This is a genomic window from Mesorhizobium sp. M0292, assembly GCF_040321695.1.
Taxonomy (GTDB): domain Bacteria; phylum Pseudomonadota; class Alphaproteobacteria; order Rhizobiales; family Rhizobiaceae; genus Mesorhizobium.
Window position 1 is genome coordinate 158,193 of record NZ_JAMYSB010000007.1, and the last position, 12,392, is coordinate 170,584.

12 protein-coding genes, 1 tRNA gene and 2 pseudogenes are annotated in these 12,392 nt (G+C 64.0%); 6 read left to right on the forward strand and 9 right to left on the reverse strand.

What is annotated here, in order from left to right; translation table 11 throughout:
- Positions 1–119: 119 nt before the first annotated feature.
- Both NKI96_RS13855 and NKI96_RS13860 read left to right on the forward strand, forming a co-directional pair.
- A tRNA-Arg gene (locus tag NKI96_RS13855) sits at positions 120–196 on the forward strand.
- Between the two features lie 32 nt (positions 197–228).
- Positions 229–381: pseudogene (locus NKI96_RS13860) on the forward strand (LysR family transcriptional regulator); the annotation flags it as partial.
- A 97-nt stretch (positions 382–478) separates the two neighbouring features.
- Here the strand turns inward: NKI96_RS13860 and NKI96_RS13865 are convergent.
- Complete coding sequence (locus NKI96_RS13865) at positions 479–1,021, reverse strand: autotransporter (protein ID WP_023693051.1); 543 nt, start codon at positions 1,019–1,021, stop codon at positions 479–481.
- A gap of 146 nt (positions 1,022–1,167) precedes the next feature.
- On the opposite strand from NKI96_RS13865, the gene NKI96_RS13870 reads away from it, so the two are divergent.
- Complete coding sequence (locus tag NKI96_RS13870; RefSeq protein ID WP_031198350.1) at positions 1,168–1,896, forward strand: GntR family transcriptional regulator; 729 nt, start codon at positions 1,168–1,170, stop codon at positions 1,894–1,896.
- A 30-nt stretch (positions 1,897–1,926) separates the two neighbouring features.
- On the opposite strand, the gene NKI96_RS13875 is transcribed toward NKI96_RS13870, so the two are convergent.
- Together NKI96_RS13875 and NKI96_RS13880 are read right to left on the reverse strand one after the other, a co-directional pair.
- Entirely contained in the window at positions 1,927–2,817 is an 891-nt protein-coding gene (locus tag NKI96_RS13875) for a sigma-70 family RNA polymerase sigma factor (protein ID WP_023693053.1), read from the reverse strand.
- Between the two features lie 33 nt (positions 2,818–2,850).
- On the reverse strand, positions 2,851–3,159 hold the full coding sequence (locus tag NKI96_RS13880) for a hypothetical protein (RefSeq protein WP_352443601.1): 309 nt from the start codon (positions 3,157–3,159) through the stop codon (positions 2,851–2,853).
- Between the two features lie 147 nt (positions 3,160–3,306).
- On the opposite strand from NKI96_RS13880, the gene NKI96_RS13885 reads away from it, so the two are divergent.
- Both NKI96_RS13885 and NKI96_RS13890 read left to right on the forward strand, forming a co-directional pair.
- Positions 3,307–3,672 carry a VOC family protein gene (locus NKI96_RS13885; protein WP_023672270.1) on the forward strand — a complete coding sequence of 122 codons (366 nt, stop codon included), beginning with the start codon at positions 3,307–3,309 and terminating at the stop codon, positions 3,670–3,672.
- A gap of 53 nt (positions 3,673–3,725) precedes the next feature.
- Positions 3,726–4,574: an alpha/beta hydrolase gene (locus NKI96_RS13890; RefSeq protein WP_352789021.1), complete on the forward strand. Its 849-nt coding sequence runs from the start codon at positions 3,726–3,728 to the stop codon at positions 4,572–4,574.
- A 79-nt stretch (positions 4,575–4,653) separates the two neighbouring features.
- Here the strand turns inward: NKI96_RS13890 and NKI96_RS13895 are convergent, their stop codons facing one another.
- The 4 genes from NKI96_RS13895 to NKI96_RS13910 all read right to left on the reverse strand — a co-directional run bounded on the left by NKI96_RS13895 (position 4,654) and on the right by NKI96_RS13910 (position 7,981).
- Positions 4,654–5,640 (reverse strand): Gfo/Idh/MocA family protein, encoded by a 987-nt coding sequence (locus NKI96_RS13895; protein ID WP_023819907.1) that lies wholly within the window; start codon positions 5,638–5,640, stop codon positions 4,654–4,656.
- 78 nt (positions 5,641–5,718) lie between these two features.
- Positions 5,719–6,294, reverse strand: a complete 576-nt coding sequence (locus tag NKI96_RS13900; protein ID WP_023672273.1) for a YceI family protein — start codon at positions 6,292–6,294, stop codon at positions 5,719–5,721.
- Between the two features lie 68 nt (positions 6,295–6,362).
- On the reverse strand, positions 6,363–6,941 hold the full coding sequence (locus NKI96_RS13905) for a cytochrome b (RefSeq protein ID WP_023687445.1): 579 nt from the start codon (positions 6,939–6,941) through the stop codon (positions 6,363–6,365).
- Positions 6,942–7,090: 149 nt separating this feature from the next.
- Complete coding sequence (locus NKI96_RS13910) at positions 7,091–7,981, reverse strand: LysR family transcriptional regulator (protein WP_023752338.1); 891 nt, start codon at positions 7,979–7,981, stop codon at positions 7,091–7,093.
- Between the two features lie 96 nt (positions 7,982–8,077).
- Here NKI96_RS13910 and NKI96_RS13915 point away from each other — a divergent pair, with 96 nt between their 5' ends.
- Positions 8,078–9,073, forward strand: a complete 996-nt coding sequence (locus tag NKI96_RS13915; protein WP_352804815.1) for an aldo/keto reductase — start codon at positions 8,078–8,080, stop codon at positions 9,071–9,073.
- 148 nt (positions 9,074–9,221) lie between these two features.
- On the opposite strand, the pseudogene NKI96_RS13920 reads toward NKI96_RS13915, so the two are convergent.
- Together NKI96_RS13920 and pheT are read right to left on the reverse strand one after the other, a co-directional pair.
- Positions 9,222–9,822, reverse strand: a pseudogene (locus NKI96_RS13920) (nucleotidyltransferase family protein).
- Positions 9,823–9,982: 160 nt separating this feature from the next.
- Entirely contained in the window at positions 9,983–12,391 is a 2,409-nt protein-coding gene (gene pheT / locus NKI96_RS13925) for a phenylalanine--tRNA ligase subunit beta (RefSeq protein WP_023703775.1), read from the reverse strand.
- Position 12,392: the final 1 nt, after the last annotated feature.

Consider the following 12,392-nt stretch of genomic DNA (forward strand, 5'->3'; position numbering starts at 1 on the left):
GCGACAAAACTTTTGCCGGATTGGCTTGCTTTTCGGAAATTCAGTCGCTAGGGAACACGTCTTGTCGCGGCCGGTCGTCAGGATCGGTTAGCGGGGCTATGTAAAGCATGGCCTGTTGCGCGCCCGTAGCTCAGCTGGATAGAGCACCAGACTACGAATCTGGGGGTCAGGAGTTCGAATCTCTTCGGGCGCGCCATTCCCGCCGAAACTGTGATTTCCTGCGATCCGCTAGCCGGTCCTGGGCTCGCATATGAAGAGCATGTTGCTGAGCACCGCCTCATCCGAGTGCTGGAGAACTGGACGCCGCCTATTCCGGGCTTCTTCATTTATTACCCCAGTCGTCAGCCTGACTGCGCTATAAACTCGCTGCGATGTTCTTGAAATGGCCGGTACGCGGGGACTGCTATCTGGGCGCGGCGACGCAGAACGCTCGCTCGCGCCGCCGCTCAGCAGGCTCACTTTTCTTCCGCTTTCCCGGTCAGGGCCCAATCGGCCTCGCCCCAGCCAGATACCGCTCATTGTCGAACGGCTCGGCGTGGGTGCTGTCCGGGCTCCACATGTGGCGGTGGGTCTCCGTCAGATTGCCGAGATAGACATGCAGTGCGCCCGAGCGGGCGCTGCCGGTGTTGGCCACCGCGTGCACAGTATCAGGGGTCATGTGCACCACCGCGGGCGCCGCGATGTCGTGGCGCTCCGGCGCATCGATCTCGCTGCCGTCGACGGGATAGATGAAGTTGGTCTCGCTGCCCTTGTAGATGCCGATCAGCGCATCCATCAGATGGTTGTGCGGCGGGTACTGCAGGCCGGGCGACAGCGTGATGTGGTAGATGGTCAAGTCAGGGCTGGCATGCAGCAGCACCTCATCGTCGTCTTCCTCATGCGCGAGCACGCCTGATGCATGGAAGCGATCGGTGTGTTCGCGCAGCACCGCCTTGACCCGTTCGAAGGCATGAGCACCTTTGGCTGCGTTGACGATACCGGAGGTTACGGCGTAGAGAGGCGAGTTGGCGGCAAGAGACATTTGTCGTCATCTCCATTGGGAAGCTCAACCAATACAACTGAGATGCTCAGGCTAGCGAATGCCGGCAGACCCGTCAACCGGATGGTCGAACGGGCAAGCAGACTACGCGGGCAGACCACGCGGGCAGACCACACGGGCAGGCAGATATGGCTCCTCCGAAATCAGTGTCACCGTCCGCCGTCAAGGCGCCGTCGACCGCCGACATATTGCGCAGCGAGGAAGCTTATGAGCAGCTGAAGAGCGACATCGTCGCCTGCGTCCTGCAACCCGGCGAAAGCCTGACCGAAAAGCAGATCGGCGACCGCTACCAGATCAGAAAGGCGACGATCCGCTCGGCTTTGGCCCGCCTGACGCAGGAAGGGCTGATCAAGAGCGAGCCGCGCCGCGGCTATGTCATCGCACCGCTTAGCCTGCGCGACGTCAACGAGATCTTCGACGTCCGCAGCCTGATCGAACCGGAAGTGTTCCGGGTGGCCGCGGCAAACCTCACCGAACGCGGGCTCGACGACATCAGGCTGGCGGCGCAGAAGGTGCTGAAGCCGGAGACGCTGCGCAGCCATGTCGCCTTTCTGGCGGCCGACCGCGCCTTTCGCCTGGCCCTGGCCGAACTCTCCGGCAATCTGCGCCTAGTTCGCCTGCTCGACCAAACGCTCGACCAGTCGGAGCGTGTCCTCCATCTCGGCTTCAAATCGCGCGACTTCACGCAAGCGATCATCGGCCAGCAGAAGGAGTTGGTGCTTGCCTGCGAGCTGGCCGAGGTCTCGGCCATCGCAAAGCTTGCCCGCTCGCAGTGCCTGTCGCTCAAGAAGCAGGTGCTCGAGACCTTGCTCGCCGGCTCCAAGCTGCAGGACGCCAATTTGCAAAGCTTCGCCTGAGGCGCGAAGCCTGCGCTCTCTGGCCGATGCTTACCCGTCGATGAAGCGGATGTCCGCATCGGCAAGGCAATAGGGCGCGTAGCGGAAATCGCGGATATGGCTGACCTTTCCATCCTGCCAGTCGACCAGCATGAAGCCGCGCACGGCGTCATCTCCCGCTTGCGGGTTGCGGATCAGGATGGCCGGCCTGCCGTCGACGAAGCCGAGCGACAGCGCCCAATCCTGGACACGGTCGTAATTGCCGAAATAGTTGGAAACCTGCGCTTTGCCGCGCATGCGGGTGCGGTTGACGACTTCAAGCTGGATATCCTCGGCGATCAACGCGCGCACGGCGTCGAAGTCGCGCGCGTTGAACAGGTCGACATAGCGGCGCAGGCGCCGCTCGTCACCGGCGTCGAGTTTTAGGGCAGGCGCCTGCTCGTCCTGTGACGCCAGCATGCGCAGCTGCGACCGCCCGCGATGTAGCGCTGCCTTGGTCGCGGCCAGCGTCGCGCCGGACACTTCGCAGGTTTCGTGCAGGCTGAGGCCAAGCACGTCGACAAGGATCACGGCGCTGCGCTGCACTGTTGCCAGCTGCATGAAGCTTCGCAGGCTGGCGGCGGTGGCGAGCCTCGCATCGGCGCTTGCGGAAGGGTCTTCGATCGTCGTCATATCGGTCTCGCTCATGCGCGCCTGCTCCCGCTGGCGCCGGCGCAGATGATCTTGCGCGGCATTGTGGGCTATGCGGAACAGCCATTGCTCCGGACGCTCGACGGCGGCGTCGCCGTCGATGGCCTGCAGTGCCTTGATCAGTGTCTCCTGGACGATGTCCTCGCCATCGATCACCGAGCCGGCCATGCGGGCGCAGTAGCGGTGCAGCTTCGGTCGCAAGGAGCCGAGCATCGCCTCCAGGGCAACGCGGTCGAGTTTCGCTGTGTTCATCCTGTCCGTTCCCAAAAATGCCGGTCTTTGCATTCAAGCAGGCACGACCTCGCCGGCCAGCATACGATAATTGCCGACGATCTTTGCCGGCGATCTGGCAAGCGGCGTCGAGCGGCGTCCGGCATGATCGGCGCTGAAGGCCTTGAAGGCTGTGAGCCCGGTCAGGCCGTCGCCATCCTGGCTGACAAGATGGATGAACTCGCCATTCTCCAGTTCCAGGACGAGGTAGCGCACAGATTGCGGCTTCGTGTCGTCGAGTGCGTCGAACACCTGTGCAACCAGCATACGGTTCTCGGCGATGCTTTCGTCCTTCACGCCGTAGCGGATGAGATTGCAGCCCATTGTCGTCTCCTGTTTTTCAACTCTGCACAGAGAAGACGTTTCGCGGCCTCGAAAAGATTCGTCGCCCGGCGAATCTTTTCGATCGTCCGGATCGTCTTTCCCGTCGACGGCTGCGCGGCAGCCGTCCAGGAGCAGGAGAGACCCATCATGCACATCCAGTTTGCCGAATTGCCGGTGTTCGACCAGGACCGCGCCAAGGCCTTCTACACCGGACATCTTGCTTGCCAGGTGGCGGAGGACCAGCTGATGGGCGACAGCGGCTGGCGCTGGATCGAGCTGACATTTCCCGGCGCCGTCACCAATTTGCATTTCGTCAAACGCCCCGATGACACGCCGGGCACTGAGCCCGTGCTGGTGCTCGTTGATGGCGATGTCGAGGCAACGGTCGCGGGCCTGAAGGCGCGCGGCGTCGAAATCATCACCGAGCCGCAGGAAGCGCCTTGGCAGCCGGGCCGCACGGTCGCCGAATTCCGCGACAGCGAGGGCAACCGCATGGTTGTCGCCAGCAAATGATCGGACCCGGCGCAAAGCCGAACTTTGACATGAGAACAACAGGAGAGATGGACATGACCCCCCAAACGTCGACGCTGAAAGTACCGGGCGCCAGCCTCTATTATGAGATGCGCGGTTCCGGCCCCGTACTGTTGATAATCCCCGGCGGACCGCAGGACGCCGGCGTCTTCGCCGATGTCGCGGGCCACCTCGCCGACCGCTACACGGTGGTCGCCTATGATCCGCGCGGCAATTCGCGCAGCACCTTCGACGGAGAGCCGCAAGAGCAGGACCTCGATGTCCATGGCGACGATGCCGCGCGATTGATCGAGGCGCTTGGCGCCGGACCGGCCTATGTGTTCGGCACCAGCGGCGGCGCCCAGATCGGGCTCAACCTCGCCGCCCGCCATCCCGGCCGGGTTCGTGCACTGGTGGCGCATGAGCCGCCCAGCATGATGCTGCTCCACGACCCGTCGCCGTCACTGGCCGGCATGCGCGACCTGCACGACACCTATCGCAGCCAGGGTGTCGAGGCGGCGATGCAGAAATTCTTCAGCGAGAACAGCCTGTCGGAAGGGCCGGGTCAGGATGAAGCCGGGCCGCAGGACGGACCGCCTTCGTTCGAACCGTCGCCCGAGGAGGCCGAGACCTTTGCCAGGGTCAGCGGCAATTTCGAATACTGGCTGGCGCATGGCGTCATGCCGCTGTCGCTCTACCGTCCTGATATCGAGGCGCTGCGCGGCCGCCCGGTCGTGGTCGGCATCGGCGAAGAGTCCATCGGCCAGCCGATCGACGGCATGGGCAAGGCGCTGGCCGACAGGCTCGGCAGCAAGCGCGCCGCCTTCCCCGGCGACCATATGGGCTTTGCGCCCTATCCCGATCGCTTCGCCGAGACCTTGCACCTGACGCTCAGAGGCGCGTGAGATCGTCAGTCCAATAGGAAAGGAGCGTCCGCATGCACAATGCCCTTCTCCCATGAAATTACCGGCTAAGATTGGTGTATCAGACGGCCTCCCAGCCTTCCTTGGCACCGGCGCGGAAGATGGCGTCGATGACCTTCTGGTTGAGTACGGACTCCTCCAGCGTGAAGATACGCTCCTTGCCGCCCTGTGCCGCCCTGGCAAACGTCTCGACCTCGCGCCGGTACTGTTGCGTGCCGGGAAAGCGGAACACCTGCGCCTCGGTGTGGTTCTGGTTGTGCAATTCGATGCGGTGATGGTCGTAGAGCCCGGCATTGAACGGCGAGAACACCTCGATGAAACCCTTCTCGCCGTGGAACACCATCACCTGCCGCGCCGCCATCTGCGTCGACAGATAGAAGGACAGTTCGAAATCGCCGAAATCGGCGCGGATCGAGGAATAGATGTCGGTGCCGAATTTCTTGTCGCGCTCGATCGTCGCCTGCACGCGCAGCGGCTCCTTGCCGCTCGAAAACCGCGTCGACACCGTCGGATAGACGCCGATATCAGGCAGCGCGCCGCCGCCGAGATCGAGCTGGTTGCGCATGTTGGTGGGATCGACATTGTAATAGGAGAAGGCGCCCTGCACATGGCGCAGCCGGCCGATGGCGCCATCGGCGATGAGATCGCGCACCTTGATCCATTGCGGGTGGTAGATGACCATGAAGGCCTCGCAGACCAGCACCTTCTTGCTGTCGCGCAGCTTGATCAGCGGCGCGATGTCCTTGGCGTCGAGCGCCAGCGGCTTCTCCACCAGCACATGTTTTCCCGCTTCGATGGCCTTGGCCGTCCATTCGACATGCTGCGAGGTCGGCAGCGGGATGTAGACGCCGTCGACGTCTTTCGAAGCGAGCAGCTCCTCATACGAACCAAAGGCATGCCTGGCGCCGAACCGCTCGCCCAGGGCCTCGGCCTTCGACAGGTCGCGGCTGGCGATCGCGGACAAAACGCCATTCTCGGCCTCGACGATTGCCGGCAACAATTGCTCGCGGCCGATCTTGGCTGTCGACAAAACACCCCATCGGAACATCAGGCTTCTCCTATCGATTTACAGGCGAAGAGGTTTGCCCGAAATTGCGGGAAAAGCCAATGCGGATCGCTGGTCCTGCTAGCCTCGCTTGCCCGTCAGCGTCATGTCGAAATCGACAATATTCGAATAGATCGGCGTGCCGACATCCATGCCGTAGCGGGAGCGCAGCACCTTGCCGGTGACGTGGAATTTAATGACGCCACCCTTCAGCCCGCCGAGCTCGGCAGTGAACTTTTCCGCAAACGTCTTGCCGCGCGCCGTCAGCCGGCCGCTGACCAGCGCCGTGGTGTCGCTGGTTCGGGTTACGCTGGTCGAGCGGAACTGGATTTCGGGGCTGTTGGCCACGTCGAACACCGCATCGGAGCGCAGGAAGGCGTCGATGCGGCCCTGGCCGGTGCCGACGCTTTCGGGATAGATGGTGAAGTTGACCGCGGAACGGCCGACATCGCTGTTGTCGATGCGGATAGAGCCCTTGAAGCGGCCAAAGGCGCCGTCGAGGCCGCCGCCACCGACCTTGCCGATGGAGAAGCGAATGCTGGAGCTGGCCGGGTTGACCGTGTAGCTGCCGGCGGCGTCGCCGAGGTCCACAGCGGCGGAGACAGGCATGGCAAGGCAAGCGGCAACAGCCGCCAATCCGAAGATGCGCGCATACATGGGTTTTGTCCTTCTGGGGCAAGCGAAGTGTTGCGCCCTCACCCCAATGAACGAATGCGCGGCGCGCCCTATTCCATGTCCTGATCTGACGAAGGCGTGATCATGCGCGTGAGCACGCTGTCGCGCAGCCAGAAATGATGCCGCAGCGCCGCCAGCGCATGCAGCGCGACCAAGGCAATGCCGGCATAGGCGAGATACCAGTGTGCTACCGCCCAGAAGTTTTCCGCCGCATCGGACACGCCGAGCGGCAGGTTCGGCATCACGAAAAGGTTGAACGGCATGCTGGGGATCTCCAGCATCGACACCGAAACCAGTGCCCAGCCGGACAGCGGCACCGCGAGCTGGAAGCCATAAAGTGCCAGATGCGCCAGCGGCGCCGTCCGACGCTCCAGCCCTCCGACCGAGGCCGGCAAGGCCGGGGCCGCATTGCCGAGCCGCCAGGCAATGCGCAGGATGAGGAGGCCGAGCAGCAGGAAGCCGAAGGATTTGTGCAGCTGGATCAGCTCGAAGGCGGTGCGCTGGCTGGTCAACCGCACCATGATGAAGCCGAGCATGAACTGGCCGATGAACAGGATGCCGATCAGCCAGTGGAGGACGATCGCCGCCCAGCCGTAGCGGGTTGAGTTGTTGGTGATGAATGCCGGCATGGTTGGTGAACGAATGGCAGCTGGGCTTTCTTCCACCCTCCCCCTTGTGGGGAGGGTCGGCGCGAAGCGACGGGGTGGGGGGTAGCGCCCTACGAAGATCCCACCCCGATCCGCTACGCGGATCGACCCTCCCCACAAGGGGGAGGTGGCTAAGCACCGACCTTGAAGAAATCCACAAACGCCCGCAGCGCCGGGCGCATCTGGCGGCGGCTGGGGTAGTAGACGAAGAAACCGTCGAAGGGCGGACACCAGTCTTCCAGCACGCGGATCAAGCGACCGTCGGCGAGCGGCGCGCGCACATAATCGTCGAAGACGAAGGCGAGCCCAGCGCCGTCGACCGCCGCCTGGGCGATCAGATGGTCTTCGTCGAGGATCAGCGGCCCTTGCGCCGCGATCTCGATCTCTTCGCCATCCTTCTCGAATTCCCAGCGGTAAAGAATGCCGCTGGAAAAACGGAAGCGGATGCAGCGGTGGTCGGCAAGATCGCGCGGATGGCGGGGTCTTGGCATGGTCGCGAAATAGCATGGCGCGCCGACCACGGCGCCGCGAAGGTCCGGTCCGATGCGCACCGCGATCATGTCGCGCTGCAGGCTCTCACCGAGCCGCACGCCGGCATCGAAGCCGCCTTCGACGACGTCGGTGAAGCGATCCTCGATGACGATTTCCAGCACGATGTCAGGATAGGCCGCGGCAAAGCCGCCGAGCCTGGGCGTCAATGCCAGGTGGGCCGCGGTGCGCGGCACGGTCAGCCGCAGGTTCCCGGCCGGCCGGTCGCGCGCCTCGATCGCCGTTTCCAGCGCCAGATCGATCTCGGACAGCGCCGGCCGCAGCCGTTCGAGCAACTGCGCGCCCTCTTCCGTTGGCGCTACGCTGCGGGTGCTGCGCGCCAAAAGCCGCACGCCGAGCCGCGCCTCCAGGCTGGACACGGCATGGCTCACTGCCGAGGGCGCTATGGCCAGTTCGCGCGCCGCGCCACGAAAACTGCCGCATTGGGCGACTGTTGCCAGTACAGCGAGTTGAGAAAGATGCGCTCGGTTCATTGCTCTATTTTATAGAACAGCCCGTGCGAATGACAGCCAATTATCGAACGTAAAGCCAAGCGCTATCTCTCTTTCATCGCAACAAGGAGACGCGCCATGAAAACCCGCAAACTTGGTACTGAACTCGAAGTCTTCCCCGTCGGCCTCGGCTGCATGGGCATGAGCTTCGCCTATGGCGGTCAGGCCGAGGCGGACGCAATCGCCACGCTGCGCCGCGCTGTCGAGATCGGCGTGACGTTTTTCGACACCGCCGAAGTCTATGGTCCCTTTGAGAACGAGATCCTTCTCGGCAAGGCGTTGAAGCCGGTGCGCGACAGGGTGACGATCGCCACCAAATTCGGCTTCAAGATTTCCGAGGAAGGCTCAGGCCTCGAACGTATGGTTGGCGTCGATAGCCGCCCGGAGCACGTCAAGGCAGTGGCGGAAGCCTCGCTGAAACGGCTCGATACCGATGTCATCGACCTCTACTACCAGCACCGCGTCGATCCCGGCGTGCCGATAGAGGACACGGTCGGCGCCATGGCGGAACTGGTGCGCGACGGCAAGGTGCGGGCGCTGGGCCTGTCGGAGGTCAGTGCCACCACCATCCGCCGGGCGCACGCCGTGCATCCGATCGCTGCCGTGCAGAGTGAATATTCGCTCTGGAGCCGCGACCCCGAAGACGAAGTGTTCGATGTCTGCCGCGAACTCGGCATCGGCTTCGTCCCCTACAGCCCGCTCGGTCGCGGCCTGCTCACCGGCACCATCGCCAAGCCCGAGGCCCTCAGCGACGACGACTGGCGCCGGACCTTGCCGCGTTTCCAGGCCGACGCCATGGCCGCTAATACCAAGGTCGTTGCGACGCTGGAAAAGCTGGCGGTGGAAAAAGGCGTCACCTCGGCCCAGCTGGCGCTGGCCTGGGTGCTGCACCAGGGCGACTTCATCGTGCCGATCCCCGGCGCAAGAAAGATACGCCATCTCGAGCAGAACACGGCGGCGGTCGGGATCGAGCTGAGCGCGGCTGAGGTCGCGGCGATCGGCGATGCGCTGTCGCCGGACAAGGTGGTTGGCAAGCGCTATACGGAGGAGCTGTTGGCGCTGGTGAATGGGTGAGTGCCTTTACCCTCCCCCTTGTGGGGAGGGTCGATCCGCGAAGCGGATCGGGGTGGGGGTCCTCGTGAGGCGCACCCCCACCCCGTCTCTCTGTCTCCGCCTCGCTGCGACAGCGAGCCGACCCTCCCCACAACGGGGAGGGTAAGTCTCACCACGGCACCACCGTAATCTCCGGCCAGCACGCCTTCGCCCTCGCCCCCTTGGCCTCATGCGTGCGCCTGTTATCCATCAGCCGGTTGGGCGTGATGCGAAACGCGAAGAGGTCATCCAGCCCGAACGGCGCCACGACCTCAAGCTGCCCATGGGCATCGTATCGCACCCCGACCGCATGCGTCTTCGAAGCAAAATAGCTCACCGACTCGCTGGAACTCGTATAGCGCGGGCAGGGCTGGCCGAATTTCTGCGGATACCACAGATGCACCCGTGCCTGGTTGCGCACCTCGGCCGGCAGAGCCAGCCCCTCGAAATGCTGCGCGGCTCGACGGATGACCGCGTCCTCGGCCTCGTAGGACAGGTCGCTGTCATCGAAGTAGAAGAGATCGACATCCTTGATGCCGTAGCCCGGCGCCTTGCCGGTCAGGTGGTTCCAGACGCTGTTGTAGAGCGCCGGACACCACCAGCCAGTCCGGCAACGCCAGCGTGCGGGCCCGCTCCAGCGCGTCGCTGACGAGCGCATCCGCCAACACCATGGCGAGAAACGCTTCGCGCTGGGCTTCGAACGGCAGACCGGAATAGCGCAGATGGTCCATCGCCCTTTGGAGAGCGATTCGCAACTGCCGGCAATCCTCAGAAGCAATTCCAGGAAAAGTGTGTAGCGGTTTTACTGGGAAAGCGCGCCGCGCTTTCCCTAAGACGCGCTTTCCCTAAGAATTGCGTGAAGTCGAAATACGTAGGGCGGCGTTAGCCGCTCTACGTTCTCAGCATGCCGCCCGTTTGCTTGCCAACATTGTCGACGATGCGCTTGGCAAGCGCCTCGAAATCCTCGTCGGTGAGCGTCTTTTCAACCGGCTGGATAGATACTTCGATGGCAATCGACTTCTTGGCGGTCCCGAGAGATGCCCCCTCGAACACATCGAACACCGAAACGCCGGTGACCAGCTTCTTGTCGGCGGCGAGCGCCGCGCGCACCAGCGCGCCGGCCTCCACCGTCTTGTCGACGACGAAAGCAAAGTCGCGCTTCACCGCCTGGAAGGCGGACAGCTCCAGCTTTGGCTTGGTTTTCGTCGGCTTGGCCTTCGGCTCGGGCACGGCGTCGATATAGACCTCGAAACCGCAGATCGGTCCGGAAACGTCCAACCCCTCCAGCGTCTTCGGGTGGAACTCGCCGAAGGTGCCGAGCACTGTCTTCGGGCCGAGCTTGATCGTGCCGGAGCGGCCGGGATGATACCAGGCCGGACCGCCTGGCTCGATCTGCAGCCTGTCGACCGGCGCGCCGCAGGCTTCCAGCGCTGCAATCGCGTCGGCTTTGGCGTCGAACACGCCGACCGGACCGGAATTGCCGGCCCAACTGCGGCCGGAACCGTCGAGCTTGGCGGTGCCGCGGCGCACACCGGCGGCAACGCGCCGCTGCTGGTCGGGGCCGTCGCCCTCATAGGTACCGGAGACCTCGAACAGCGCGACATCGCCGATGCCCTTGTCGGCATTGCGCTGCGCGGCGACGATCAGGCCGGGCAACAACGAGGGCCGCATATCGGACATGTCGGCTGCAATCGGATTAGCGAGCTTCAGCGCCGTCTGGCCGCCGCCGAACAGTTCGGCGTGTTTGGCCGGGATGAACGACCAGGTGAGAACCTCCAGCATGCCCCGCACGGCGAGCGAGCGCTTGGCAGTGCGGGTGCGAACCTGCAGCGTCGTCAGTATCTTGGAGTTGACCGCGTCATGCGCGCCGAGCGGCTGCGGCGCGATGTTGTCGACGCCGTGGATGCGCATCACTTCCTCGACCAGGTCGGCCTTGCCGTCGACGTCAGGACGCCAGGACGGCACAGCGACATCGACGACGTCGCCCGAGCCTGACGGCTTGAAGCCGAGGCGGGTCAGGATGTCGAGGCTTTCCGCCTTCGGCACCTCGATGCCGGTCAGCCGCTTCACTTCCGAGATCGGGAAGGAAACGATCTTCGGCTTGTAGCCGGCATAGCCGACCACCTCCGTCTCGGTCGGCTCTCCGCCGCAGAACTCCAGCACCAGCTTTGTCGCCAGCTCGACGCCGGGCACAATGAATTCCGGGTCGACGCCACGCTCGAAACGGTAACGGGCATCGGTGATGATGCCGAGCGTACGGCCGGTGCGGGCCGTGGTGATCGGATCCCAAAGAGCGGATTCGATCAGCACGTCCGTGGTGTTCTCGTCGCAGCCGGAATGCTCGCCGCCCATGACACCGGCGATCGATTCGACGCCATTGTCGTCGGCGATCACGCACATCTGCGGCGTCAGCGTGTATTCGCGCCCGTCAAGCGCCAGCACCTTCTCGCCGTCGCGTGCGCGGCGCACGACGAGATTGCCGGCGACCTTCTTGGCATCGAACACATGCAGCGGCCGGCCACGGTCGAAGGTGACGTAGTTGGTGATGTCGACCAGCGCGCTGATCGGGCGCAAGCCGATGGCGATCAGCCTTTGCTGCAGCCATTTCGGCGACGGCCCGTTCTTCACGCCTTTCACCAGGCGCAGCGCGAAACCGGGGCAGAGCTCCGGCGCCTCGATGGTCACCTTGACCGGCGTTTCACCTTTGCCAAGGACCGCTTCGACCGGCGCGGTCTTGAGCCGGCCAAGCCCGCTTGCCGCCAGGTCCCGGGCGACGCCGTAAATGCTGGTCGCATCCGGCCGGTTCGGCGTCAGATTGATCTCGATCACCGGATCGTCGAGATGCGCGTAAGCCGCGAAGCTGGTGCCGACAGGCGCATCGGCCGGCAGGTCGATAATGCCATTGTGCTCATCCGACAGCTCCAGCTCGCGCTCGGAACACATCATGCCATGGCTCTCGACGCCCCGGATCTTGCCGACGGTCAGCGTCACGTCGATACCGGGCACATAGGCGCCGGGCGCGGCGAAGGCGCCGATCAAGCCGGCGCGGGCATTCGGCGCACCGCACACCACCTGGACAGGGGCTGCGCCATTGCCGGTGTCGACGGTCAGCACCCGCAGCCGGTCGGCGTCGGGATGCTGCACCGCCGTCAGCACCTTGGCGATGACGAACGGCTTCAGGCCGGCCTTGTCGTCGACATGCTCAACTTCGAGGCCGATCGAGGTCAGCCTCTCGACGATCTCGTCGAGCGTGGCGTCGGTGTCGAGATGATCCTTGAGCCAGGAAAGGGTGAGTTTCATC

Coding starts and splice junctions, on each gene's coding strand:
- NKI96_RS13900 (WP_023672273.1), bottom strand. CDS start 6,294: ATGTATGCGCGCATCTTCGGATTGGCGGCTGTTGCCGCTTGCCTTGCC.
- NKI96_RS13870 (WP_031198350.1), top strand. CDS start 1,168: ATGGCTCCTCCGAAATCAGTGTCACCGTCCGCCGTCAAGGCGCCGTCG.
- NKI96_RS13910 (WP_023752338.1), bottom strand. CDS start 7,981: ATGAACCGAGCGCATCTTTCTCAACTCGCTGTACTGGCAACAGTCGCC.
- NKI96_RS13895 (WP_023819907.1), bottom strand. CDS start 5,640: ATGTTCCGATGGGGTGTTTTGTCGACAGCCAAGATCGGCCGCGAGCAA.
- NKI96_RS13890 (WP_352789021.1), top strand. CDS start 3,726: ATGACCCCCCAAACGTCGACGCTGAAAGTACCGGGCGCCAGCCTCTAT.
- NKI96_RS13915 (WP_352804815.1), top strand. CDS start 8,078: ATGAAAACCCGCAAACTTGGTACTGAACTCGAAGTCTTCCCCGTCGGC.
- NKI96_RS13875 (WP_023693053.1), bottom strand. CDS start 2,817: ATGAACACAGCGAAACTCGACCGCGTTGCCCTGGAGGCGATGCTCGGC.
- NKI96_RS13885 (WP_023672270.1), top strand. CDS start 3,307: ATGCACATCCAGTTTGCCGAATTGCCGGTGTTCGACCAGGACCGCGCC.
- NKI96_RS13905 (WP_023687445.1), bottom strand. CDS start 6,941: ATGCCGGCATTCATCACCAACAACTCAACCCGCTACGGCTGGGCGGCG.
- NKI96_RS13880 (WP_352443601.1), bottom strand. CDS start 3,159: ATGGGCTGCAATCTCATCCGCTACGGCGTGAAGGACGAAAGCATCGCC.
- pheT (WP_023703775.1), bottom strand. CDS start 12,391: ATGAAACTCACCCTTTCCTGGCTCAAGGATCATCTCGACACCGACGCC.
- NKI96_RS13865 (WP_023693051.1), bottom strand. CDS start 1,021: ATGTCTCTTGCCGCCAACTCGCCTCTCTACGCCGTAACCTCCGGTATC.